Annotated in this window: 18 protein-coding genes; 15 read left to right on the top strand and 3 right to left on the bottom strand. The window is 61.2% G+C overall.

The window, feature by feature from the left end; all coding sequences use genetic code 11:
• Positions 1 to 72: 72 nt before the first annotated feature.
• Positions 73 to 1,035, top strand: a complete 963-nt coding sequence (locus F759_RS0122450; RefSeq protein ID WP_027801840.1) for a substrate-binding domain-containing protein — start codon at positions 73 to 75, stop codon at positions 1,033 to 1,035.
• Positions 1,036 to 1,176: 141 nt separating this feature from the next.
• On the opposite strand, the gene F759_RS0122445 is transcribed toward F759_RS0122450, so the two are convergent.
• The gene (locus tag F759_RS0122445) at positions 1,177 to 2,934 is read right to left on the bottom strand and encodes a methyl-accepting chemotaxis protein (protein WP_027801839.1); all 1,758 of its coding nucleotides are present in this window, start codon (positions 2,932 to 2,934) and stop codon (positions 1,177 to 1,179) included.
• Between the two features lie 365 nt (positions 2,935 to 3,299).
• Between F759_RS0122445 and F759_RS0122440 the strand changes: the two genes are divergently transcribed.
• From F759_RS0122440 to F759_RS45185, 10 genes are all read left to right on the top strand, one after another.
• On the top strand, positions 3,300 to 4,337 hold the full coding sequence (locus F759_RS0122440) for a transporter (RefSeq protein ID WP_027801838.1): 1,038 nt from the start codon (positions 3,300 to 3,302) through the stop codon (positions 4,335 to 4,337).
• Between the two features lie 167 nt (positions 4,338 to 4,504).
• Entirely contained in the window at positions 4,505 to 5,698 is a 1,194-nt protein-coding gene (locus tag F759_RS0122435) for a GGDEF domain-containing protein (protein ID WP_027801837.1), read from the top strand.
• A 567-nt stretch (positions 5,699 to 6,265) separates the two neighbouring features.
• Positions 6,266 to 7,474, top strand: coding sequence for a CaiB/BaiF CoA transferase family protein (locus F759_RS0122425; protein ID WP_027801836.1), 1,209 nt, complete (start codon positions 6,266 to 6,268; stop codon positions 7,472 to 7,474).
• A 320-nt stretch (positions 7,475 to 7,794) separates the two neighbouring features.
• Complete coding sequence (locus F759_RS0122420; protein WP_027801835.1) at positions 7,795 to 8,850, top strand: BKACE family enzyme; 1,056 nt, start codon at positions 7,795 to 7,797, stop codon at positions 8,848 to 8,850.
• Positions 8,851 to 8,891: 41 nt separating this feature from the next.
• Positions 8,892 to 9,713 carry an SDR family NAD(P)-dependent oxidoreductase gene (locus tag F759_RS0122415; protein ID WP_027801834.1) on the top strand — a complete coding sequence of 274 codons (822 nt, stop codon included), beginning with the start codon at positions 8,892 to 8,894 and terminating at the stop codon, positions 9,711 to 9,713.
• Positions 9,714 to 9,748: 35 nt separating this feature from the next.
• Positions 9,749 to 10,510 (top strand): carboxymuconolactone decarboxylase family protein, encoded by a 762-nt coding sequence (locus F759_RS38275; protein ID WP_051377410.1) that lies wholly within the window; start codon positions 9,749 to 9,751, stop codon positions 10,508 to 10,510.
• A gap of 110 nt (positions 10,511 to 10,620) precedes the next feature.
• The gene (locus tag F759_RS0122405) at positions 10,621 to 11,955 is read left to right on the top strand and encodes an MFS transporter (RefSeq protein ID WP_027801833.1); all 1,335 of its coding nucleotides are present in this window, start codon (positions 10,621 to 10,623) and stop codon (positions 11,953 to 11,955) included.
• 105 nt (positions 11,956 to 12,060) lie between these two features.
• Positions 12,061 to 13,677 carry a 3-(methylthio)propionyl-CoA ligase gene (locus F759_RS0122400; RefSeq protein WP_027801832.1) on the top strand — a complete coding sequence of 539 codons (1,617 nt, stop codon included), beginning with the start codon at positions 12,061 to 12,063 and terminating at the stop codon, positions 13,675 to 13,677.
• Positions 13,678 to 13,723: 46 nt separating this feature from the next.
• Positions 13,724 to 14,848 (top strand): porin, encoded by a 1,125-nt coding sequence (locus F759_RS0122395; protein WP_027801831.1) that lies wholly within the window; start codon positions 13,724 to 13,726, stop codon positions 14,846 to 14,848.
• Positions 14,849 to 14,952: 104 nt separating this feature from the next.
• Entirely contained in the window at positions 14,953 to 15,204 is a 252-nt protein-coding gene (locus F759_RS45185; RefSeq protein ID WP_084534323.1) for a transposase, read from the top strand.
• Positions 15,205 to 15,338: 134 nt separating this feature from the next.
• On the opposite strand, the gene F759_RS38270 is transcribed toward F759_RS45185, so the two are convergent.
• Positions 15,339 to 16,382 (bottom strand): AraC family transcriptional regulator, encoded by a 1,044-nt coding sequence (locus F759_RS38270; protein WP_036024982.1) that lies wholly within the window; start codon positions 16,380 to 16,382, stop codon positions 15,339 to 15,341.
• A 633-nt stretch (positions 16,383 to 17,015) separates the two neighbouring features.
• Between F759_RS38270 and F759_RS40170 the strand changes: the two genes are divergently transcribed.
• A complete protein-coding gene (locus F759_RS40170; RefSeq protein WP_051377409.1) occupies positions 17,016 to 17,948 on the top strand; it encodes a phytanoyl-CoA dioxygenase family protein in 933 nt (310 codons plus the stop codon).
• 193 nt (positions 17,949 to 18,141) lie between these two features.
• Positions 18,142 to 18,429 (top strand): DUF1330 domain-containing protein, encoded by a 288-nt coding sequence (locus F759_RS0122380; RefSeq protein WP_027801830.1) that lies wholly within the window; start codon positions 18,142 to 18,144, stop codon positions 18,427 to 18,429.
• A gap of 410 nt (positions 18,430 to 18,839) precedes the next feature.
• Here F759_RS0122380 and F759_RS42285 read toward each other — a convergent pair whose 3' ends face one another.
• On the bottom strand, positions 18,840 to 19,142 hold the full coding sequence (locus F759_RS42285) for a hypothetical protein (protein ID WP_152530688.1): 303 nt from the start codon (positions 19,140 to 19,142) through the stop codon (positions 18,840 to 18,842).
• 467 nt (positions 19,143 to 19,609) lie between these two features.
• Between F759_RS42285 and F759_RS0122370 the strand changes: the two genes are divergently transcribed.
• The gene (locus F759_RS0122370; RefSeq protein ID WP_027801829.1) at positions 19,610 to 22,543 is read left to right on the top strand and encodes a polysaccharide deacetylase family protein; all 2,934 of its coding nucleotides are present in this window, start codon (positions 19,610 to 19,612) and stop codon (positions 22,541 to 22,543) included.
• The gene (locus F759_RS0122365) at positions 22,533 to 26,501 is read left to right on the top strand and encodes a tetratricopeptide repeat protein (RefSeq protein WP_027801828.1); all 3,969 of its coding nucleotides are present in this window, start codon (positions 22,533 to 22,535) and stop codon (positions 26,499 to 26,501) included. Before F759_RS0122370 ends, F759_RS0122365 begins: the two co-directional genes overlap by 11 nt.
• Positions 26,502 to 26,567: the final 66 nt, after the last annotated feature.

Genomic DNA, 26,567 nt, shown 5'->3' with positions numbered 1-26,567 from the left:
CGGGTCAATTAGTCGGCATTCGTCCGCTGGCGTTGATGCTGTCGACGGACGCTGTCAGCAAGGAGAGAAACCATGACGCAGAGAATGCGCCGCCGCGTGCTGATCGCCGGTGCACTTGCTGCGGCCGGGCTCGCGCGTGCAGCCGGCGCAGCAACCGTGGAAGGCGGCACGCCGAAGATCGCGCTTGTGCTGAAGTCGCTCAGCGATCCGTTCACTGTCGCAATGGCTAACGCGGCGAAAAACTATCAGCAGCATTACGCGTCGCAATTCGCGTTGATGGTTCGCGGAACCGCCACGGAGCCCGATACGACGGGACAGATTCGCATTGTCGACGAGATGATCAGGGCGAAGATGAACGCGATCGTGATTGCGCCGTCCGGATCGAAAGCGCTGACGGCCGTGGTGGCGCGCGCGATCAACGCAGGCATCATCGTAGTGAGCATCGACAATCCGCTCGACGACGCATTGCAGGACGCCGCGAAAATCTCGGTGCCGTTCGTCGGACCGGATAATCGCAAGGGCGCGATGCTCGTGGCGAACTATCTTGCCGAGCGGCTGAAGGCCGGCGACCAGGTGGGGATCATCGAGGGCATTGCCGCCGATCGCAACGCGCAGCAGCGCACGGCCGGCTACAGCGAAGCGATGAACGCGGCCGGCATGCAGGTGGTCGCTAGCGAGGCTGCCGATTGGGAGTATGGCAAGGGCCGCGACGTCGCGTCGAAAATGCTCGGCCAGCATCCGCAGATTCGCGGTTTGCTATGCGCGAACGACAACATGGCAATGGGCGCGGCGGACGCTGTTCGCGACGCGGGCCGAACCGGCGGCGTTTATATCACTGGCTATAACGCGATCGAAGCGATCAAACCGTTGATCGCCGACGGCCACGTGCTCGCCACCGTCAATCAGTTCGCCGACCGCCAGGCCGTGTTCGGCATGGACGTCGCGTTGAAAGCGGTGACCGAGCAGCGAAAGCAGCGCGAACTGTCGAGAACGATAGAGACGCCGCTGCAACTGGTGACGGCGGCGAAGCGATAAACCGCCTGCTGAGCGGTAATCGAACGGGCGGCCGCCTGTCTGTTGACCGGCTTTCGACCTTGCTCTTGACGCGGCACGGACCGCCGTCCGCCGTCCGCGTGCCTCAGCGCTTAACACCCGTGACGACGGTTAAAGCGACGGTTAGAACGTATCCCAGCCGTCCGTTCGCGTCGCAGCAGCCCCAGCCCCAGCCCCGGCCCCAGCGGCGGGGCGCAAGCTAGCCAAAGCAGCGCGTTTGTTCGCCACAGTTCTATTGTTTGCAGAGGCGGTTCGCGCACGCGGCGCCGCGGAACTTGCAACTGAAGACGCCTGCGATGCCGGCACCGCAGCGCCTTCGAGACGGAAGAACGACACGGACTGATTCAACTGCCGGCCCTGGTCTTCGAGCGATTTCGACGCGGCCGCCGCTTCTTCCACCAGCGCCGCGTTCTGTTGCGTCACCTCGTCCATCTGCGTGATCGCCTGATTGACCTGTTCGATTCCACGACTCTGTTCCGCCGACGCCGACGCGATTTCGCCCATGATGTCGGTCACGCGTGCAACGGCTTGCGTGACTTCCGCCATTGTCATTCCCGCCTTGTCCGCGAGTGACGACCCATCGTGGATCTTCTGCACTGACGTGCTGATCAGATCCTTGATCTCTTTTGCCGCGCTCGACGAGCGTTGCGCGAGGTTGCGCACCTCGCTTGCCACCACCGCGAAGCCGCGGCCCTGCTCGCCGGCACGCGCGGCTTCCACGGCGGCATTGAGCGCCAGGATATTCGTCTGGAACGCAATGGCTTCGATCATGCCGGTGATTTCGGCGATACGTGTGGAGTTTGCGCTGATCTCGCCCATCGTCCCCACCATCTGGCCGACCACGCCATTGCCCTTCAGCGCCACCTCGGATGCATTGGCGGACAAGGTGCTTGCCTGCTGCGCGTTCTCCGCGTTCTGCTTCACCGTGGCGGTCAACTCTTCCATGCTCGATGCGGTTTCCTGAAGGGACGACGCCTGTTGCTCGGTGCGCGACGAAAGGTCGACGTTGCCCGACGCAATCTCGCTGGAGCCGGTCGCGATGCTGTCCGCCGCATTGCGGACATTGCCGATCAGGCGAACGAGGCTCGACTGCATCTCGCCCATCGACGCAAGCACGCTGCCTGCCGGTGCATTGCTCGCACCCGGAACGGGGCGCAAGTCGCCTTCCGCGACGCGCCGCGTGACCTCCGCGAGCGCGACCGGCTCCGCCCCGAGCGCACGCAGCAAGCCGCGTGTGATAACGATCCCCGCTACGACTGCGAGCGCGACAGCAGCGAAGCAGAAGACGATCAGCACGTTGCGCTGATGGGCGAACTGCTCTTTCGAATCCAGCGCCGACTGCGTCGCATGTTCGTGCGTGACGTCGGCGTATGCATTCGAAGCCTTGATCAATGCACTGAGCAAGGGTCTGCATCTGGTCGCGATATCCGCGATCGCCGCCTCATGCTGTCCATTCAAGGCGAGCCTGTCGATCTCCAGCGCGACCGGCCGATAGAGCTGTTCGATACGGGATATCTCGCCAGCAAGACTGCGCGCCTTATCGCTCATGTCCTGTGCGCGAGCCACCATCGCATTGAACTTCTCGAGATTGTTCTCGACCCGCTTCTCTGCATCGAGCACGGCGGCCTTTTCTATTTCGATGTCCGCCGACGACGAAACCAGCACCAGGTTGCGTACTGCCATCGCACGGTCGTCGACCGCGTTGCGCACAGACTCGGCCATCTGCGCGCGCGCATTGACGCCACTCACAAAGCCGGCGAAGCGCTCGTTTGCATCATTGAGCGCGTTCAGCGATATCGCCGAGACGATCAATACGACGACCGCAAGTGAACCGAACGCGGCGCCCAGCTTTGCCTTTTCCGACAGGTTATGAAAATTCATGATTGTGGACTCCAGTCGCCACTTTTCTGGCCGAAAACTACTTAAGACTTTCGATTCCCCTTTACTACCCAACGGGGGCGGCATCACGCGATGGAAGTGAGTTTGCGCCGGTGCTAAACGCAATAACGGCCCACGGATCTCTTGCCGTAGGGCGACTAGCCCTGGCAATGCGAGCGCAAAGGTTTGCGCATGATTGAAATTCACTATGAAGCAATCGCTCAACGAGAGATCAATGCGCGCACCGTCGTTTAGCGGCAATATGACGTTCGCGTGACTCGGTGATGGCGGCCATCGCGGGTTCATCTTGGGCTGGTAAATTGCGGGGTGTGAACAAACCCGAAGCGGAAGCAGGCACCGAACGATTTATGAAATCTGAACTTCTGCTGCAAACCTACGGCTCGGATTCATCGGGCATCGTGTGCGGTTTTGTCTTTTCACCGACGCAACCCGGCCGACCCATTTCAGCCGACGACGCGCTGGAATGGCTGCATGCGCTGCAAAGCGCAGGCGCTGACGCGCATACCGACGAATTTTTGTGGCTGCATTTCAACCTCGCGCACAGCGCGAGCGAGCGCTGGATGCGAGCGCAACTCGAATTGCCCGAGACTTTTTTCGACGCATTGCGTGAGGGCTCGCACTCGACGCGCATCGAGCAGGCGGACGGCGCGCTGCGCGCCGTGGTCAACGACGTGATGTTCAACCTGGAGTTCATCCCGTCGGAGATCGCCACGTTATGGATTTACGCGCACCAGCGAATCATCGTCACGGCGCGCCTGAAGCCGCTGCGTTCCGTGGACCGGTTGCGCGCGTCGGTCAAAGAAGGCGAGATTTTCCGCTCGCCGGTGGAACTGCTCGTTCATCTGATGCGCGACCAGGCCGACCTGCTCGTGCAGATCGTCCGCCGCACGAGCACGGACGTGGATCGCATCGAGGACCGTTTTCTCTCGCAGCGGCCGACGCAAAACCGGCTCGACCTCGGCGCGATGCGACGCATGTTGACCCGCTTGCAGCGGATGCTCGCACCGGAGCCGGGCGCGATTTTTCGCCTGCTCGCAAGGCCGCCTCGCTGGCTTCATCCGGAAGACGTGCAGGATTTGCGCGAGTCGACGGAAGAGTTCTCGGTGGTGCTCTCCGACATGGCAGGTCTGATCGAACGCGTCAGGCTGCTGCAGGAAGAGATCATTTCCCGGCTGGAAGAACAGAATAACCGCACCCTGTTCACGCTCACCCTGGTCACGGTTCTGGCGATGCCGATCAACATCGTCGCGGGGTTCTTCGGTATGAACGTGGGCGGCATTCCATTTGCCGAGAATCATCACGGCTTCTGGGTCATGGTGGTGCTCGTGGCCTGCTTTACGGGGCTGACGGCATGGTGGGCGTTTCGCCGGAGAAAGGACCGGTAGCCCGATGCGCCGGCGCGACTCGCGCATACTATCGCCGATGCCGCGCGTGCCGATAGCGCGGCAGCATCAAAACGAAGTCTGTCCGTACGAGGGCTGTGCCAACGGACGCTATAGAAAAATCAGAGGCCGCACGCCGCATGTGCGACCGACAATAACGCCAAAAGACCATGTCCAATTCCCTTGCGCTGCTCGCCACCGTATTCGTCTCGTGTCTTTCGAGCGCGGCTGTGCTGGGCTACCTTGCACGGCGTAAGGTAGCCGGATTGCGTCGCTGGCTTGCCGCGCATTGCCTGTTCGCCACCGCATCCGGCGTGCTGTTTGTCGTGCACGCTCGTCCTTCGGCGACCGTGATGCTTGCTTCGTGCATGCTCGTGCTTGCCGGCGCACTGCTCATGCTGCAAGGCTGCCGCGCATTCGTCGGCGAGCCGCCGTATCGAACTGGCGAGCATCTCGCGTTGGGCATGTTCGCGTGTGCCCTCGTCTACTGGACGTGGGTCTCGCCGACGATCAGCGCCAGAGCCGCGGCTATGTCGTTCGCGCTTGCGTATGCGCGCATCGCCGTAGGGTGGACGATCTGGCGCGCGCGTGTGCGCGGGCGGCCGCAATACGGTCACTGGCTCGTGCTGTGCGCAGCGCTTGTCGGCGGCATCGTATATTTGGCGCGGGGTGTTCTCAACGCTTTTTTCGCCGATCCCTCGATGGAGTGGCCGAAGCACATCGCTCCGGACTTCGCCTTTCTCGGCGTCAGCATTCTCTCGTTGCCGATCCTCTCGATCGGGCTCGTGATGCTGGCCAACGACCGGCTGATGCAGCAGGTCGAGCACCTCGCCACATTCGACGACCTGACCGGCGCGCTGGTGCGCCGCGCGTTCATGACTCGCGGCGCAACGCTTTCGCACACGGCACGTGCCGCGCACACTGAACTGTGCGTTGCGATTATCGACATCGACGATTTCAAGACGATCAACGATCGACACGGACATGCCGCAGGCGACCGCGTTCTCGCCGACTTCGGCGCCGAAGTGCATCGGCACATGCGTGCCGGTGACGTGTTCGGTCGACTGGGCGGCGAAGAGTTCGCGATACTTTTCCCGCATACGTCGATGGCGGAAGCGGCTCAACGGGTCGGCAGCATGCTCGCCGCGGTCAGTTGCCCGCCGCCGGGTGCGAATGGCAAGCTGGCCTATGCGTTCAGTGCCGGCATCAGCGAATGCGCGCAGGCGGAGAGTTTGAGCGACGCGCTGGCCGCCGCCGACGCAACGCTCTATCGCGCGAAACGGGCCGGCAAATGCCGGATCGAACTGGCGCGGACCGAACGCGTGCGCCATGCCGCGAACGACATCGCACGTTCGGTGTATTAACGCCCATGTGTTGACTGCCGGGAGACGGCGCTGCGAATTCACGCGAATCCACGCCAATGGCCGGGTGAGCGTGCGAGTGTTACCGCATGACGGGTTCGACATTTGCATTGGAAGTTCGCGCGCACGGCGCGGCCCGTCGCGCTGAACGCGGGCAGCAACCGCACGTGCATCTGAGCGCCAAGCAGGAGGACTAGCGTCGGTCAATGCGGCTGCTCGATCATCAGATAGCGGATCACCAGTGCGGGATCAGGCGAAGTAACCAGAGAAGCGCACCACAGGGGAAAAAATCAGGTGAAGAATTTTTTCGAAAAAGGCACGTCACGAGTTGGTTCCTAATCGCTCCGGTTCCGGCCGACAGCCCAGACTGTCAAATAAAATTTGACAGTCTGTCAATTGCACACGGGATTGTCTACGGTCATTGTTCACCGCACAATCTGCCGACAGATCCTCCGGAACCGACGGCCTGCTTAAAGAGGCGGCCATAATTCGAGGGGCGTAATGCTCTCGCTGCCTCGATTCCTCATCAAATGGCCCCTCGAGCGGGTCGAGACAAAAACTAGAGACATCATGCAGACTGACAACCTCGCCTTGCCGCTTGCCGGCGTCCGCGTACTGGACTTTTCGCGCATTCTCGCCGGACCCTGGTGCGCTATGGTCCTCGCCGATCTTGGCGCTGAAGTCATCAAGGTCGAGCACCCCGAGCGAGGCGATGACACCCGCGACTGGGGCATGCGCGTAGGCGCCACGGAGACTGCCTATTTCAACAGCGTCAACCGGAACAAGCGCTCGGTCACCCTGAATCTGCAGTCGCCGGAAGGCGTCGAGCTTGCGCGCGCGCTCGTGCGCAAGAGCGATATCGTCATCCAGAACTTCAAAGTGGGTGACGCGGCGAAGCTTGGCCTAGGCTATGACGATTTGCGTAAGGACCGCGAAGATCTGATTTACTGCTCGATCTCGGGTTATGACCACACCGGCCCGGAAGCGACGCGTCCGGGCTACGATCTCGTCGTCCAGGGCGAAGCCGGGCTGATGGGTATCAACGGCGAAGCCGGCCAGTCTCCGTTGAAATTCGGCGTGGCTGTCGTCGATCTGTTCACCGGCATGTATTCAGCGCAGGCGATTCTGGCGGCGCTCTACCAGCGCCAGCGCACCGGGCAAGGCCGCTCGATCGAGATGGCTTTGTACGACTGCGGCCTGATGATCACCGCGTACTACGGGCTCGAAGCCTTGCTAATGGGCGAAGATCCGCCCCGCTATGGCAATGCGCATCCTTCGATCGTGCCGTACGGCGTCTTCGATGCAGCCGACGGCCCACTCGTGGTGACCGTCGGCAATAACGCGCAGTTCGTACGCTTCTGTCGGGACGTGATCGAGCGGCCTGATCTCGCGACCGACCCGCGCTTCCTGACGAATCTGAACCGGTCGAAAAATCGCGCAATGCTCCTGCCGGAAATTCATCGCGAACTCGCCAAACGCAGGCGTGATGGACTGCTTGAGTCGCTGGCTCGTTCGAACATTCCATGCGGCGAAGTATTGGGTCTTCATGAAGCGCTGACGTCGACACGTACCCGCGACGCCGGGCTTGTGACGTCCCATCCGCATCCGGTGGGCGGCAAGGTAGATGTGTTTGCGCCACCCTACCGCTTCGACGGCGAACGGTTGCCGGTCCGCGCCATTCCGCCAACGCTTGGCGAGGGTACGTCGGACGTTTTGAGCACGCTACTCAATGTATCCGCTGACCGTCTCTCGCTTCTGAAGGCTAACGGCGTGATCTGAACGCGCCCTGAGCAACGGCATTGCAACGGTGCCGACGAACCCGTCCGTCGCGACGGGTTCGAAGTAACTTCTCAAGTCCCCCATCGCTGTTTCCCCCTCCGTCTTCACCGCCAAAGGCCGCCCGAGCGCATTGTCGACGCGCTCAGCGGCACTGTTGCACGCGTGGTGCGCATCGAAAGGGTTTATCCCAATGTTGCATGTGACAGTGTGATAAAACCGAGTGACAAAATGATAAAAGCGGTTCCCTCACTTTCCCTACAGTTCCAATCAACGGATCGCGTTAGCGCAACCGGCCACCAATCCCAGTTTGGAGACGCCCAATGAATTTTCTCGACGATAGCCTCTTCCCCGAAGTTCAGGAAAAACTCGTGATCCAGGTCGCGCCGTTTGGCCCGCAGTGGGTTCCGAGCGACTCAGACGACATCCCGATCACGATGGACGAACAGATCCAGAAGGCAGTGGACTGCTACAACGCCGGCGCTACGGTGCTGCACGTGCATGTGCGCGAGGAAGACGGGAAGGGCTCCAAGCGCCTGTCCAAGTTCAACGAGAGTCTCGCCCGGCTGCGCGAAGCGGTGCCCGATATGGTCCTGCAGGTGGGCGGCTCGATTTCTTTCGCACCGGAATGCGAGGGCCAGGAAGCCCGGTGGCTCGATTACGACACGCGGCACATGCTCGCGGAACTCGATCCGAAACCCGACCAGGTCACGATCGCGATTAACTCCAGCCAGATGAACATCTGCGAGTTGCTCACGCCGGACGACGTGATGGGCACCATTCTCGAGAAGCCTGAATATTTCAACGCCTATTCGGAAATGGTCGTCGATGCGAAGCCGTCATTCTTTATCGAGCACCTGCGCCGCCTGCAGGCGGCCGGCATTCAGCCTCATTTCATGCTGGGCCACGTGCACCAGCTCGAGAGCGTCGAGCGGCTGATCCGCCGCGGCCTCTACACCGGTCCCTTGGTGCTCAACTATGTCGCGATCGGCGGCGGCGCGGCGGGCCTGCATCCAGCCGACCTGATCGAATTCGTTCGACGCACGCCCGATGGAGCGATTCTGACGATTGAAAGCGCAATGCGCGCCGTGTTGCCGATGAACGCGATGGCCATCGCGATGGGACTGCATGTGCGCGTGGGAATCGAGGACAACCTCTGGGGCCGCAAGGGCGAGCGCATGACGTCGGTGCAGCAGATCGAGCAGAGCGTACGCATTGCCCGCGAGCTCGGCCGCGACATCGCAACGGGCGAAGACGCAAAGCGCATCTATCAGATCGGCGAGCAGTACCGCAGCGCCGACGAAACGATCGCCGCCCTCGGCATGGCGCCGAATCGCAAATCTACTCAGCGCGGCTTCACGGTACCGGGCCGCGCGTGAATCCACGGCGCACATCTCTCCACCTTCAGACTGGAAAGAGCATGACACTACGTAACAGGATTGCGCTGGTCACTGGCGTGGGCCCAGGACTCGGTCTGGCATGCGCGGACGCTCTTGCCGCCGAGGGCGCCAGCGTCGTCATATGCGACGTCGACGAAAACGCGCTGGCGGTGGCCCGCGCCGCTGTCGAAGCACGCGGCGCCGAATGTCTTGCACTCCGGTGCGACGTGTCGTCGAGCGAAGAGGTCAGGCATATGTTTGCGCAGATCACAGAGCGCTTCGGCACGTTGCATGTCCTAGTTAACAACGCCGCGCTGACGCCTAATCGTCCTATCGACACCGAACGACGCAATAAGCTGTACGCGTATATGCAAACGCCCATGCCACGTCAGTCGCTGAAATTCACCAGCGAAATCAGCGACGAAGAATGGCATCGCTACTGGGGCGTCAACGTCCACGGTGTGTTTTATTGCACGCGTGAGGCGTTGAAACTGATGGAACCTCAGCTCGACGGGAAGATCATCAACATTGCCTCGATTGCCGGACTTTCGACCAAAAGCGCGCACAGCCCGCACTACTGTGCCACGAAGGGCGCGGTCATCGCCTTCACGAAGTCGGTTGCCTTCGAAGTGGCCGGCGCCAATATCTTTGTGAACGCGATGGCGCCGGGCGGCGTCGCCACGCCGGCATTCAACGACTATCTCGATAAGATCGGCGAAGACGCCCGCAACCGGTTGTGGCAAAGCTGTCCGTTAGGGCGTTTTGGCACCGTAGAAGAATATGCGTCGACAGTGGTCTATCTTGCGGGTAATCACTATCTCGTTGGCCAGGTTATCAGCCCGAACGGAGGCGCGGTGATATGAGTACGAAATTATCCCAACCGGACATGACGACAAGCATGAGCGATCGACAGCCCACACCGAACTACGACACGATGCGCGCCGCAGGTCTCGTTGCCCCCACGCTCGATCCGCTCGCCGAATGGGATCCTGAGTGGACCGAGTCGTTCATGAAGCTCAGCCAGAGCGCCCACACCAGCGACGTGCTCGATCCGCGCCTCGTGGCGCTGATCCGGTTGAACATCGACGTGACGGCCACGCATATGTATGGCCCTGGCGTGCGTCGTCATGTTCGCGACGCATTGCGACTGGGTGTCACGCGAGCGCAGATTCTCGAGGTGTTCAAGCTTGCGAGCGTAGTCGGTATTCACGCATGCGCGCTCGGTGTACCGATTCTTTCCGAAGAACTCGCGAGTGCGGGGCTGTCGGACGAACCAGCGCCTGCCACGTCGACGCCAGTTTGTGATCATGTGCGCGCGAGTGGGATGTTCAATCCGCTGTGGGAGACGATCTATCGGTGGGACCCGCAATATCTCGAGAAATTTCTCGCGATGGGTCTGGGTCTGTGGCGCGACAACGTTCTGCCACCGTTGTGGATCGAGTTCCTTTGCATCGCGGGCGACGCCGCAATCACGCATATGTACGCGCACGGCACGCGGCGTCACATCAAGGCGGCGCTCGAACTCGGTGCGACGCGTGAGCAGATTCTGGAAGTGCTGAAAATAGTCAGCCTGCAAGGCATCGAGGCATGCGAGCTCGCCGTGCCTTTGCTGGAGGCCGAATGCGCGGAGCAGGACCGTGCCCGGCGTAATACGGTTTAAGGCAGGGCCGTGCCTTCCGCGTGACGCGTCGCATAAGGCATGCGTGCGGAGCCTTCACCATGCGACGGCGACTCTGCGCCGTCGCACTGAATGTAGCAGATGGAGACACCATGAGTCATGCCGCTTTACAGGCTGAGGCGATCAGCGGGTCGCGTTCATCGCGCGAAGTCCGGGAGACATATCACAAGATCGCCTGGCGGCTGCTGCCGTTCCTGTTTCTGGCCTACGCAGTCAACGCGATCGACCGGATCAACATCTCTTTCGCCAAACTGCGCATGGCGCAGGATCTCGGTCTGACCGATGCCGCCTACGCCATCGGAGCCACAGCGTTCTTCGCCGGCTACATTCTCTTCGAAATCCCGAGCAATCTGTATATGCAGCGTGTCGGCGCACGCGCCACGCTGACCCGTATCATGATTCTGTGGGGACTCGTCACTATGCTCACCGGCATGGTCTTGACACCGGTGCAGCTTTACATCGCGCGATTTGTCCTCGGTATTGCGGAAGCAGGCTTCTTTCCCGGCGTCATTCTTTATATGACCTACTGGTTTCCGTCATGGAAACGAGGGCGGATCACGTCGATTTTCTTCATGGCGGGTTTTGTCGCGGGAATGATAAGCGGGCCACTAGCCGGCGCAATCATGACTGAACTCGACGGTTGGCATGCGATGAAGGGATGGCAAACGCTGTTCATCCTGGAAGGCATTCCTGCGGTGTTGCTCGGCGCATTCGCGTGGTACTGGCTCGACGATCAGCCCGTGCACGTCAAATGGCTCACCGATCAACAGAAGGCGATTGTCGCCGACAATCTGCGACTCGACCGTGAATCGAACAATGCGCCGGCGCGCACGTTCGGGAGCATCATCCGCGATCCCCGTTCTTACATTCCTGGCATTGTATTTTTCGCGATTTATTGCGCGACCAACACGGTCGCCTACTGGATGCCGTCAATGCTTCAAGGCGCGGGATTCACCGATGTGCGCAGCATCGGTTTGATTGCGAGTGGACCGTATGTACTCGGCGCGGTCGCCATGTATTTGCTGGGACGCAGTTCGGACCGTCGTCTGGAGCGCCGCTGGCACCTCGCGGCAACCATGTCGACTGCGGCATTCGCCTTTTTCCTGATGCATCTCGTATATGCGAACGCGTTGCTATCGACTGTTTTTATGACTGTCGGCGCGGCGGCTTGCCTGGCGGCAGTGCCCGTGTTCTGGACCATTCCGCCGGCATTCTTCAACGGCCGTGCAGCGGCAGGTGGCATCGGGCTAGTGAGTAGCCTGGGCTCAATCGCCGCGGTAGTCAGTCCGATCACCGTCGGCGCAATAAAAATGCACACCGGAAGTCTCTACATTGCGTTCGACGTAATCGGCGTGATCCTACTGGTGGGCGTGATTGTGCTGCTCACCGGCATCCCGGCCGCGGCTCTTCAGCAACGCCGGCAGTAGAACGCTCGATTTCATATTTTCCTTTATCAGCGGTATCTCACGCGCCCAGGCGATCTTGCCGGGTGCGGGGAAACGGCTGCTCTCGCTTCGTCCAGGGAAAACGGAATGAATAGCTCGATGATGCAGATGCCACTGCTCATTTCCTCGTTGCTCGTGCATGCGGAGCGCCATCACGGCGACCGTGAGATCGTCTCGCGACGCGTCGAAGGCGATGTGCACCGAATGACCTTTCGACAGCTGGCACAGCGTGCGAGACAACTTGCCAACGCTCTTGCCGCGCTCGGCATCAGATCTCCCGACCGTGTCGCTACGCTCGCATGGAACGGGCATCGGCATATGGAGCTGTATTTCGCCGCGTCCGGTTCCGGCGCCGTGCTCCACACATTGAATCCGCGTTTGCATCCTGATCAGTTGCTTTACATCGCCGATCACGCCGAAGATCGCGTGCTGTTCTTCGATCTGACCTTTCTTCCGCTAGTGGAGGAAGTCGCTAAACGAAGCACCACGTTGAAAACCTTTGTCGCGATGACCACCCGGGATCACATGCCGGACTCCAGTATCGCGGAGCTGCAGTGCTACGAGGACCTGCTCGACGAGCAGCCTGGCGATTTTGCATGGCCCATGCTCGACGAGAATCAGGCAGCGTCGATGTGCTACACGTCCGGCACCACAGGCATGCCCAAGGGCGTTGTCTACAGCCAGCGCTCGACGGTGCTGCACACCTACGCGGCTGCTTTGCCCGATGCGCTCAACTGCTCGTCGGGCGACGTGATTCTGCCAGTGGTTCCGATGTTTCATGTGAACGCATGGGGCTTGCCGTACATCGCTTGCATGGTCGGCGCGAAGCTGGTGTTTCCTGGACCTGCACTCGACGGCGAATCGCTTTACAACCTGATTGAATCCGAAGGCGTCACGCTGTCAGCGGGTGTGCCGACTGTATGGCAGAGCCTGCTGACATGCGCTGATCAGCATGACCTCACATTCACCACCATGCGGCGCACTGTGGTCGGCGGCGCGGCGTGTCCACCGGCCATGTTGCGTCGGTTCCAGAATCGCTATGACGTGGAGGTTTTGCACGCGTGGGGCATGACTGAACTGAGTCCGCTCGGCACGGTATGCAGTTTGACCGGTGCGCAACGCACGAAACCCACGCAGCAACGCGAAGCGATTCAGGCCAAACAGGGGCGTGCGGTATTTGGTATTGACATGAAGCTCGTCACGGATGACGGCCGGGAGCTTGCTTGGGACGGCGAGAGTGCGGGGAACCTGCTCGTGCGTGGCCCGTGGGTTGCGGCCGGTTACTTTCGTCATGAAGGCACGGCACCGCTTATCGACGGCTGGTTTCCAACTGGCGATGTCGCCCGCATCGACCCGCAAGGTTTTATGCAGATCACGGACCGAAGCAAAGACGTGATCAAGTCCGGTGGGGAATGGATCAGTTCCATCGACATCGAGAATCTGGCGATGTCGCATGAAGCCGTTGCGACGGCCGCCTGCATTGGCGTCAAACATCCGAAGTGGGACGAGCGGCCACTGCTGGTCATAGTCCGGAAAGCTGGTGCCCACGTGTCCCGCGAAACGCTGTTGACGTTCATGGACGGCAAGATCGCGAAATGGTGGATACCCGACGACGTCGTCTTCGTCGATTCGATTCCTCTCGGCGCAACCGGCAAGGTGCAGAAAAGCCTTCTACGCGAACAGCTCGCGCCGATACCCGACTAGGCACCGATTCAGATTCACAAACAAAGCACCACAAAAGGGAGACGGCATGAAACTGAAGTTGATGGTCGGGTTGGCGGTAATGGCATTTGGCACAGCGGTTCACGCGCAAGCGTCGGTCACGTTGTATGGCGCAGTCGACGGCGGCCTGCTATATCAAAGTACATCGGCAGCATCGTTTAGGCCTACAGAAAAAAATCTCGGCAAGATCTATCGGTATAAGGATGCGGGCATCTATTCGAGCTTCTGGGGGCTGAAAGGCGTAGAGGATATCGGCGGCGGCTACGCCGTCAACTTCAGATTGCAAGGTGTGCTCGATACCGGAACCGGCAAGCTTGGGCTGTCGGATACGGCGGGCGTGCCGGGCTTTTTCAACCAGATTGCGACTGTTGGTGTCAGCGGCCCCTTTGGTTCGATCAACGCGGGCCGCCAGATCGTGCCGATGATCTATGCGATGGCGGAGACCGATGTCCGCGCATCGCAGTATTTCGGCAGCATTCTGAGCGCGTGGCTCGGGTTGAATACGGCGGCAGGCTGGCCAGGTACTAGCACAAATGGTCCGATTGGCGCGCTGTATGACAGTAACGCGCTGGTCTATCGGTCGCCGGTCTTCCACGGATTGAGCACTGAACTCGAATATGCGCTCGGCGGCGTGGCGGGGCAGCCGCAGGGCAACACGCGCGAGTCGGCCGTGCTGAAGTATGCGGGGTACGGGCTGCGACTTTCTGCGCTTTACTACAACGGCCACGATACCAACCCCGGTCCGAGCACTGTTCCGACCGGGCTCAACAACAACCGCTACTGGTATTTGGGCGCGCTCTATAAGTACGAAGGATTCTCGATCTCCGGCTCATACAGCAATGGATCGAATCCCGCGCACAGGAATCTGGTCGACCTGGATTTGTACGCGTTCGGGTTGGGGTATCGCTTCGCCCCCGACTTCCAGATCACCGGTGGTCTCTACTACATCAAAGACAAAAACGTCTCGGCGAACAAGTCACTGCAAGTCGCAGCGGGAGCGGAATACAACCTGTCGAAGGCCAGTGCGTTGTATGCGCAGGTCGGTTGGGTGAACAACCACGGGGACATGACGCAAACCATCACCTACGGACAACCTGTTGCGCCAGGTACGGGGACAACTGCAGTCATGATCGGGATGCGGCACAGCTTCTAAACAGACACAGGCTGGCGATGACCTCGGCGGATGCTGGTCTGTGGCGTTTTCTATGAGCGGAGTACCGGTCTGAAGTCCGGGCTTATCATGCGGCAGCCCGAACCATTGATCGAACTGCCTCTTTCAGACACCGACTGGGAGCAAGTCAAACATCGGTTGGCCACACATCGCCCGACACGTGGCCGCCCGGGCGAGACATTCGTCTTATCCCTAATGCCATTCTCTGGATTACGCAAAACGACGAGAGGTGGCATCGCCTTCCCTTGACCTTCCCCTCGCCACAGACCTGTTACGCGAAGTTTCTTGCCTGGCGACGCAGGACACTTCTGCAACAGTCACTGAACTGCTGTGTATGAAACCACTTGACGGCGGTTCGCTCGAAAACTGATCAGGCGTATCGCCAGCTGTCCTTCATCAAGGATTGCGACTGTCAGAGTTAAAGTTCTCTTTAGCGGCCGCAGAGGCCGGCGCTCTCTCGAAACCCACCATGTCACTTCTCATCATGCACATTGGTCACTTTTAGTCGGGCCGCGTTTCTGCGCAATTCAGTCGGTGTTCGTCCATTCCATCGTTTGAACGCGCGCGTGAAATTGCCTTGGCTCTCGTAGCCGAGCCGCGTCGCAATGTCAGCAATCTGAAGGTCGGTCTGCGACAGAAACTGATTCGCCAGATCGCGCCTGACGTCTTCGAGCAATTTCTCGTAGCTCGTATGTTGCTCGTCGAGATGACGATAAAGCGTGAAACGGTGGACTGCAAAAAATTCCGCGACTTTCTGCGACGTACATCCGGTCGGAAGAAGCGCTTCGATCACTTGCCTGACCCGCGCGCTGAAGTCGTCGGTCTGACGCGCCTCCAACTCGGTCATGTGTTGATGCAGGAAGTGGCCAAGCTGCTGGTCGTGACTCGACCTCGGCTGATCGAGCAAGGACTGCGGAAACAAGATCTCGTAATGCGCCTGGCCGAACCATACAGGCGCTTGAAAATACTGCTCGTACAGCGCTGCGGTTTTTGGTTTCCGATACGCGATCCGCACCAGTGTGGGCCGCCACGTGCGACCGAGAATCAACTCCAGAATCCTTACGTTCGCCGCGAGATACGCGGTAAGCAGATGCCGCGCGCCCGGAATGCCGCTGTCGATCGACAGTGACATACAGGCGTAGCCTTCATCTTCCTTCATGCTGACATGCAGCCCGCGATACCAGACACCGCAAAAGCGGATCAGGCTTTCGACGGCCTCGCGCACCGTGGGTGCGTTCAGTACCAAAAAGCGCAGGGGCCCTGCGTTGTCGAGTGTCGCTCTTTGTCCCAGTAGAAGACCGAGGTGCTCGCAGTCAATTAGCTTCGCTGCCGATTCGAGAATGCGGCCGTGTGAGACTGTCGACAACGGGCTCAGTGGCGAAGCTAACGCTTCCTCTGTCACGCCAAAGGACTCGAGAAGCACCCACGGGTCCGCACCATGCTCGCGCAAGACAGCTGGCAACGATTTGAGCGCGCCGATCGGGATGGACTTTTCCGCTGTGGGTTCGCGCTTCATGTTCTGACTCTTTGAGCAATGCTGAATGGCGAATAATCTGACGTCACTTGACACCATTTTACCGCTGTTAGATCCGCGTCTAATCGCGGAACAAAAGGCTTGAATCCTCCTGACATCCCCACGGAGTTTCGCAGAATCACGGCAGGAAGTCGCACTCGCCCACACAGAAGCGACGGTGGAAAACCAGGTGCGCGCGCTCAGGCAACACGAGGAGCGTCAACATGCAATCGCAAGCTCAAGGGAACTTCCGTTACAAGAGAGACCAGCGCACCGATAGCCGTCCCCTTGCGTTCCTTGCTGGTCTTCGCAAATAACTGCGCAATCTCCACTTTCCTGACCGCCGACAACTGGGGGACGCCACATTGATCCCGTCCTTGTTGCTCGACAGGTACTTGTCGAACTTCTGCTTGTCTTCGAGCAGTGGACTTTTAGTCCGTTGGTCGGCGGTTCGAAACCGCCACAGCCTACCAAAGAAAGAGTATCAAGACCCGTGTCACACCAGACGGACGCCCCGACGCTGACCGCGAGCCAGCGAGGTCGATAAATCCGCAGATGGATCGCCGTCCCCTCATGGTATAGACTTCAAGCCGGAGTGTTCGAACGAATCAAATCAACAGATCGCGGAGTGCATTGGTGGATCCTCTTTTGAAGCAAGATTTTGAGTGCAATGGTTTTGCCATCCTTCCGGCGTTCTATTCGCACAGTGAAATAGACGCGGTTCTCGATTCCATTGCTACGAGAAAGCTCGCCCGTCCGATGAATGTAACGGTAGACCTGCTGGATACAGGGGAACGCAGTCTTCTTGGCTTATTGACCGCCCAGGAAATTGCGACGCGCCGAATGAAGATCAATGATCTTTATCTCGACATGCCGGGCGTTCGGGAACTGGCTTTGTCCGAGCGAATCGCTCCGATCCTTCGCGAACTACTGGGTCAAGCGCCAGCGCTTTGCAACAGCCTCTATTTCGAGAAGGGTAGCCAGCAGCCCGCCCATGTCGATTCCATCTACATGACGCCTGCCACGCCCAATCATCTGATAGCGATCTGGGTCGCGCTCGAAGATGCGCACGCGGATGCAGGGCAGTTGGAGTACTACCCCGCGAGCCACAAAATCGAGCAGATGATCTTTAGCAACGGCACTCGACATTTCGAACCAGCCGAAATGCCGAAGTGGCATGCGTATATGGACGAGGAAGTTGCGAAGGCGGGCCTGCATAAGAAGACGTTTTCGGCAAAGAAAGGCGACGTTTTCATTTGGCACTCGAACTTGCTCCACGGCGGCGGGCCGATTTCCGATCCCTCGCGTACCCGGAAATCGCTTGTCTTCCACTACTTCTCAACGAGCGACGCCGTCGATCTCGACATGCGGCTGCAGCCGTTGTCCTGCGGATTCTGGATTGACCGCCCAATTCTCGACGTTCCAAAGGCAGCCTTTGAGCGTGCGGAATTCGAGCGGGCATATCTGGCGAAATACGAAGACGTCGCGCAGGCAGTTCGCGCTGGAACCTTTGCGTCTGGCATCCAGCATTACGATCTTTGCGGCAAGGCGGAAGGCCGGACGATCTAGCTTCTTCCGCTAGTCCCAGATGACGGCTTCCACGTCTGCAGCGGTGCTGGCGGCGCATCTCTGGGACTTAGCGACTGACGTTTGTGGAACGCCGTGTTCTGGTGGTCCGATGCACCGTCGCCGTGGATCGAAGCCCGATGCCGTTTCATGGCATCATCGTATGCACCTTCACACCACTGCAGGAGCGTACGCTATGGCGACTTATATCGTCTTCACGAAGGAAAGCACGCAGGATCAGGGTGAGTTCGACATCTACCAAAGCAAGGTGGGCGAAACCTTCAAAGGTCATCCGGTCAAGGTTCTCGCTGCTTACGGACCTCAGCAGGTTCTTGAGGGCGAAGCGCCACAGGGCGTCGTGATCGTGGAGTTTCCGTCAACTGCGGACGCACGTGCGTGGTATGACAGCCCGGCGTACCAGGAAGTCGCGCAGCACCGGTTCAAGGGCGCGCGCTATCGCGCCGTTCTCGTCGAAGGCGTGTGATAAAAGGCGGCGACGCCCAGGCTTGGAATTCAGTTGCCTCGTCGGCGTACGACGGGCGCGATCAGAGAGCCTCTATGCCTTATCTGCAAACACACATCGCGCGTTGTCTGCGGACAGGTCCATAGTCGTTACTTGATCGCGCCGGCATTTGCTGCTTGAACGGCGCGCGCAAATTCGCATCGTTATGCGCTTGTCTTTACCAAAGTTCATTCGCTGATTTGATTCATGCGTTGAGCATTTGTCCCATGAGCTCCCACAGGCGACGGCCGCATAATTTGGTGGAACCGAGTTCTGTCCCCGTATATTCCAGTTATTTGAGTCGACGGCGGCACATGTAGTCGAGTTTGCCTGTGGGTGCGCATAGGAATCGCCGCGACGCCGATTGACTTGATAATTGGCGCCGGTCACATTCAAAAAACGTATTCGGGATGGCGACGCAGCGGTTTTGCCTGGAATGTGGGCTGAATACGCCACGCCTGAAACGTGATACGAATAATCCTCTGACGATTGTCTTCTCTGCTTGCGGGGACCGAAACTGAGGAGAACTCGTGCTGACGGCAATTGCCCCGAACCCAAATTTCATCGGAAAACTGCTGCGGTAAGCAGTAGCCGCGGCGCGCCATTTTTCGCGCAATCCGAACAAATGTCGTTACAGCCACGCGGCCATTGCCGCCTTTTCGTTGCGGCGCATAGCAACAATTTGCGTTTTGCATATCCCCGCGCACCGTCGCGCACGACGCGGGCGCTGATTCGCACGCCCGTTTTAGTTCAACGAACTCTGTGAAAGACGGCTAAATGTCTTCGCGTATTGTTAATTATCGTCAGGCGCCGCGATATTTTCAGCGCGGCTACTTGCGAAGTAAAACGTTTGCGGCGCCATACCGGGCGCGATTAGCATGCGCGTTGATAGAAGTTTGTCCATCGTTGACGACCGTGCGCGAAGCTTTCAGGAAAAAATAGTCGTGCGTCTGAAAAAAAGAGCCATTAGAATGCGCAGCCTGGACGCGGGGCGACTATTAACGGGCAGAAGGCCCGGGCGGTGTGTGATTACGTCACTGTATCGGTCGACGGAAAGCGCGTCAAAAACGGGGCGGTTAATTCACGCGGGCTGCGGTAAAACCCAAAGAAAAGCCGCATTCAACGCGGGTCGGTAAAAGCAATAAACCGAAGAAGAAATCACATGCCATTGGGGATCCAAACGACAGGTGGAGCGCGGCCGGCGCTTCGCGACGCACGATGGGGCGTGCCGAGGCCGCCGCGTCTCGAACGGGGACGGGCTCATCCGCGCCTCGAACTGCGCGTGCTGGAGTGCGCGGTCCTTGCCGCGTTCGCAATCGCCTACGCGAGTGCGAACGCTCAGTCGGCGCAACCGCAATCCGCGCCGTTGCCCGCGCAACCGCCCGCGCACAGCGAAGCGCGCGCGGTGGAGCCGCATTCCTCGCCGTCAGTCAACCTCGCGTTTTTCGACGGCGCCAATGTGCCGGTCGATCTGTTGCAAGCCTTCGATGCCGTCGTCGTCGATCCCTCGCGCGGTTTCGATCCGTCCGCGAATTCGTTGCGCCATACCGCATGGCTCGCGCGCACTCATGCGGATGCGGCGGCGAACACCCCCAATGCATTCGTCGCGAGCCAGATCGAGCCGCTGTGGCAGCGCGGTTATCGCGGCTTCCTGCTCGACACGCCGCAAGCGCTTGCATCGATCGATGCGATCCGTGCGGTCCATCCCGACGCGCGAATCGTAGTAGGCGGCGCTGACGCGCTGACGCTCGCGGCGCCGCATGCTCAAGCGCTGTATGCGGTGGTGGGCCCGTCGCTCGTCAGCGGCGCGAGCGCGAACGGTGCGGGGCAGACCGTCGTTTCCGCAGACGACCGCGCGGCGCGGGTCGCCGCTGCACAAGCATTCATGCGGCAGACGGGCGTGCCCGTCGTGTCGATCGAGTACTGCGCCGCCGATGACCGCGCATGCGCGCGCAAGACGGCCGCGCAGGTGCTGGCGGCGGGCGTCACGCCCTACGTGACGGACGCGGCGCGCAGCGTGGTGGGCATCGGCGCAATCGAGGTGCTGCCGCGCAAGGTGCTCGTCGTGCAGGATACCGGCGCCGACCTGCTGCTCGACGAAACCCCCGGTGTACGCGATCTGGCAATGCCGCTGAACTACCTCGGCTACGACGTCGAGTACGCGAACGTCAACGGCACGCTTCCCGACGACATCACGCCCGACCGCTACGCCGGCGTAGTTGCGTGGCTGCAGGGCAGCGGCACACAGGACAGCGACGTGTGGCGCAGATGGGTCGATGCGCGCATCGCGTCACACGTTCCCGTCGCGTTTCTTGGCCAGTTCGGTTTTGACGCGGCCGAGGATGAAGGACGCGCGCTCGATCTGCAAGCAGTGCCGGGTCCGTTCAGCGACAAGGTGGACGTCGTCTCGCGCGATCCCATGATTGGCTTCGAGATCGATCCGAAGCTCGGGCCGCGCGATCTGACGGGCGTTCAGGTCGGCGCCGCCAGCCGGTCGCTGCTACGCGTGAAGAGCGGCCAGGCGACGCTGGACCCGGTCGCGATCACCCCTTGGGGCGGCTTTGCGATGAGCCCGTACACGGTCGTGTCGCTCAACGGCATCGACCAGGAACGCTGGGCCATTCAGCCGATCTCGTTCCTTGCCGCTGCATTGCGTCTACAGCAGATGCCGTCGCCGAGCGTTACCACAGAGAACGGGCGGCGCCTCTTCATGTCGCACGTCGACGGAGACGGTTTCGCGTCGCGCGCTGAATTCCCCGGCGCGGACTATTCGGGCGAAGCGCTGTATCAGCAGATTTTTACGCGCTACAAGGTGCCGATGACGCTTTCGGTGATCGAGGGCGAGGTAGGTCCGACGGGGCTGTACCCGAAAATCTCGCCGCGTCTGGAAGAAATTGCCCGCAAGATGTTTGCGCTGCCATACGTCGCAATAGGCACGCATACTTATTCGCATCCGTTCGACTGGGGCAGCGTCGACGCGAAGACCGGCGAGCGCGTGGACCGCGGCGGCGGCGATACCGCGTTCTCGCTGGAGATTCCCAACTACACGTTCGACATCGACCGTGAGGTGACGGGCTCCATCGACTACATCAACACGCGGCTTGCGCCTCCGGGCAAGAAGACGACCATCCTGCAATGGCCGGGCAATTGCAAGCCGCCCGCGCTGGTCGTGCGCAAGGTCTATGCAGCGGGTGTCGCGAATGTGAACGGGGGCGATACCGTCATAACGAAGAGCGCGAGCAGCTGGACCAACATCGCGCCGATCGGTGTCGACAAGGGGCCGGGCGCGTACCAGGTCTACGCGCCCAACCAGGACGAGAACGTCTACACGAACGACTGGCTGGGCCCGTTCTACGGCTTCACGCGCGTGCTCGAAACCTTCGACATGACGGACAAGCCGCTGCGCTTCAAGCCCATCGACCTGTATTACCACATGTACAGCGGCACCAAGGTCGCCTCACTGCGTGCACTCGACCAGATTTTTACCGCGGTGCTCAAGCAGGCCGTGCTGCCCGTGCAGATGACCGACTACACGCAGAAGGTGCTCGACTGGCGTTCGTTTGCGGTCGCGCGTGCGGTTCGTGACGAAGTCGATGCGAAGAATCCGGATGCCAATGCGCCGAAGCGCGCGGGCGGCGACTGGATCGTGCGCGGCAATGGCGAAGTGCGCGAGTTGCACTGGCCGCTGTCGAGCGCGCCGGATCTGCGCGCATCGGCGGGCGTCACCGGCTATTCATCCGGTCCGGACGGCACTTACATCCACATCGCGGACGGCGCGGCGCGCGTTTCGTTCAACGGTGCCGATGCCGGCGATACGGCTGCCGCAGCGCTTCCGAAGGCGGGCGCATTGCCGTACATCGCCGAAGCCAACGGTTTCGTGCGCAACTTCAGGCGCGGCGCAAACGGCATGTCGTTCGAATTCGGCGGCTACTACCAGCCGTTTGTCAGGCTTGCCCAGGCGCGCAGTTGCAGCGTGAGCGTCGCGGGGCGTCCCGTCGCCACTCATCGCGACGGTGCGGGCTTGCGCTTCGATACGCCGGCCTCTACCGGTCTGCAGATGAACTATCAGCCCGTCGAGATTTCCTGTGAGCGCTAAACGTCCCCGTATCGCACCGACCTGGCTCGTCTGTCTGCTGGCGGGCGTCGTGCTGCTCACGATATACGGCGTGTCGCCGCGCGGCGGCTTGCGTCAGCGCGTGGCGTCGGTCGGCGCGCCCAGCGAACTGAGCGTTGCGTATCTGGAAGCATGGTCGAAGGTGCGGCCCGATAACGAAGAGTTCCTGTCCTTGCTCGGCGCGCAGTATTCGTATCTGGGGCGCACCGCGGACACGGAGCGGATCGCCGCGCGCATGGATGCGCTCGGCACCGACGACATGCACCGCACCGCGACGATGCTGCGTCTTTCGGTGGCTGAGCAACGCACCTTTGCGATTGCCGAAGACGATCCGCGCCGCGCCCGCGAGCTGAGCGATCTGCGCGAGCATTTGCAGGAGGCGGCAAAGCTGCAATGGGCGCCGAAGGACCTCGAATGGCTTGCGCAGCGCGCGGCTGCCGTCGGCTTGCCCGATCTCGCGATGCAGCTTTACGCGCGGCTGTCGGCGAACGATCCCGATGGCCGCAACAAGTGGGACACGCAGATCACGCGTTATGCGCTGCAAGTGGGCGACTATCGTGCGGCCGCCGATGCCTGGTTCCGTCAGCAAGCAGTGGCACGCACGCGCGACGAGCAGCGCCGCTGTTTCGTGGCCGGCCTGCGGGCGTTGCAATCGGGCAATCTGCTGGACGAAGCGCTTGCCGCGGCGGATGCGCATGGCGACAAGCTTGCTGACGATCCGGCGACGCTGGTGGTGCTGCTGAATCTCGCGCGCGCGGCAAATCGTCCGCAAGCCGTTGATCGCTACGCGAAGATGCTGGCGCGTTATGCGTCGAACGGATTGCGCGGGGTGTCGCCTGACGCTGCGCCCTCCCAGCGTACGCAATACGCGTATATGGATGGACCTTTGGCGCAGCGCGACGGCTTTGTGCTCGCGACTCTGCGCGAGGCGATGGGTCGCGATGTGCAAAAGCCGGGAATGATGCATGTCGTACGCGTCGGGGCCGCAGCGACCACGTCAAGCACAGCGACCACGTCAAGCACAGCGGCCGCGTCAAGCACGGCAACCACGGCAACCACGGCAACCACAACTCCCGAGCCCGGCATCGCAAACACCGTATTCCAGGCGTTCGTCGAATCCGGCGACCTCGCCAACGCGCAAAAGATCGCGGCGCAACAGGTGCAGCGCGACCCGCGCTCCGCGCCGTGGGTCAAGCGTCTCGCTCAGGTAGCCGAATGGAACCGCGAGCCCGCCCTCGCGCTGAAATCCTGGCTGGAATATGCGCAGGTTTCGAACGATCCCGTCGGCTGGCAGAACGTGCTGCGTATCGCGCCCATGCTCAACGACGATGAAGCGTATCTCGTCGCGCTGGTTCACCAGGCGCGCGCGACGCCCGGCGACATGAAGCTTGTCGACAGCGTCACCGCCACGTATGAACGCCTCGGCCGTCCCGACGACGGTCTCGCGTTCCTGCGTTCGCTGCCGCGCGGCGCGAATGGCGACGCAATCGATCAACGCATCGGCGGGCTCGCGGAACGCGCGGGCCACGACGACGAGGCGCTTGCGACCTACCGTGCAGTGCAGGCACGTCATCCTGACGACGCCACTGCCGCGCTGCGCACCGCGAGCGTGCTGTACCGCCAGGGCGACTATCGCGCATCGCTTGCCGCGCTGACTGCCGCGCGCGCGGGCGCAAAAAACAGCGACGAAATTTTCTGGCGCAACTACGCCGAACTGGCCCGACTGCTGCAACGCGACGACGCAGCGAACGACGCCTATCGTCACCTGCTCGCAAGCGGCGTGGCGACGCGCGAGGACCTCGGCGAAATGACGGACTTCTACGATCCGTATCCGATCGACGCGGGCCGTATCGCCGAATTGCGTTTTCATCGCGAGCACACGGCGCGTGCATTGCGCGACGCGATCTACTACTACCTCGACGCCCAGGCGTTGGACCGGATCGCGACGTTGCTCGCCAATCTGACGCCGGACGAGCGCAAGACCGCCGAGGCGTCGCCCGCGTTGCTCGGCGTGCGCGCCGAATACCATCGTCTGATGGGCGAGCCGCAAAACGCCCTTGCCGATCTCAAGCGAGCGGTCGACCTGCCTGGCGCGGGCTCGGACGTGAGCGCCGCCTATCTGTGGACGCTCGTCGATTACGGCGGCGACGCGGACCTGCGCGCCGCGCTCAAGCGCTGGCGCGACAGCGCCGCTCAAAGCTCGGCGTTGTGGGGCCCGTTCGCCGCCGCTGAAATGCGCCTGAACCGGCCGGTGGCTGCACTCGACTATCTGCGCCGCCAGGCCGGCATGATGTCGCGCGATCCGCTATGGCTGCTCACCTATGCCGACGCGCAGGAGCAGTCGGGTCACGCGGGGCTGGCGTGGACGATCCGCAAAAAGGTGTGGCTGCAACTGCGGGACGAACAGGCGAAGCTCGCGAAGCTTCACGGCGCGCAACGCGCGTCGATGCGCGGCCGTACCGCGCAGGACGCAGAAACGGCGGCCGATTTGCGCGGCCGGCGTGTGACCTTGTCGACGGAATTTGCGACTGGCGACGTCTCTGCCGCGTTGCTCGACGACCTGATGTCCGCGCATGCAGCGCCCGCCGATCTCACGCAAATGCGCCGCACACTGATCGGCGACGTAAAGGGACTGCCCGGCGGCGCGCCGATGCAGGGCGCCGATCTGCCGAAAAACGAACGTGTGCGCGGTGCGGTCGCGAAAGACGTCGCCGTTGCATGGGCGCTGTCGCACGAAAGCAATCCGCTTGCAAAGCGCTGGCTCGCGCAGCAGTATGCCGAACGCCTGTCGCGTCCCGCCGACGCGCGGCTCACGATCGCGCTCGCCGAGAACGACGTCGGCGAGATGCAGCGCCTGCTCGATCAGGAGCGCTCGCGCTTGCCGATCTACGACCGCATCGACGCTACGATCGCCGTAGATCACCCTGATCGCGCGCAGCAACTTGCGTTCGACGCTCTCGGCGGCGCGCCCGAAGACACCGAACTGCACACGCGGGTCACGGAGACGGCGCTCGACTGGCCGCAATCGATCGACGCTACCGTCACGAACTACGTCGAGCATCCGCTCGATTACGTCGAGGCAACGCTCGCCGGCAGCCGCAAGATCGCCGAGCGTTATCTCGTCGGCGTGACATCGGTCCAGCATTTCCAGCATTCGACCGACATCACCCAGCTCGTCAACGTGCCTTCGGTGGACCGTTGGCTCAACATCTACGGCGAGCGGCGCACGCGCGACACATCGTTCACGATCACGGGCGGCAGGCGGGTTGCATCGAGCTCGTTCTACACGCTCGATCTGGCGGGCGAGGTGGGCCGCAACTCGGCTCTCACGGTCGGGCTTCGCGCGGGCCGCAATCAGGTCGCCGACGAAACGCAGGCGCTGCTGGTCGGCGGCATGAAAGACAACCTGATCGGCGACTTCACGTATCGGATGACGCAGCACATCACGTTCACGGGCAGTGTGGAGGCCGACCGTTTCTATAGCCAGGCGCGCACCTATATGGGAAGCGGCGTGCTGTCGACGGGCGAGGTGAGCTACCGGATCCGCACGCAGTACCCGGATTACACGTTGCGCGCGCTCATTACGCACGGCGGCTATGGCGCGAGCGGCCAGGCCGATGGACTGATCACGCGTCTGTTGCCGGTCGCGCTGCAACCGGCGACGCCTCGCGACTTCATGCCGGACACCTACACGCAATACGGTTTCTTCTTCGGCGCGGGCAACGATCTGCTCGAACAGTACACGCACCGCTGGCGGCCCTTCTTCGACGTCGGCCTGCTGCACGATTCGATCCAGGGCTGGGGGCCGCAATTCAATGTGGGTATCGCCGGGACCGTGTTCGGCGGCGATCACGTGGCCTTGTTCCTGCAACACCAGCGCGTGTCGAAGATCGGCACGCCCGTCACTGTGCTGGGCGCGCGCTATAGCTGGTACTACTGATTACCGATTCTGTTCTATTGACACCGTGGGCGTATCGCGTCTGCGACGAATAACGACGTTACTGAG

This window comes from Paraburkholderia dilworthii (assembly GCF_000472525.1).
GTDB classification, from domain to species: Bacteria; Pseudomonadota; Gammaproteobacteria; order Burkholderiales; family Burkholderiaceae; genus Paraburkholderia; species Paraburkholderia dilworthii.
The sequence above is the reverse complement of the archived record's forward strand: the minus strand, read 5'-3'. Positions and strand labels throughout refer to the sequence as shown.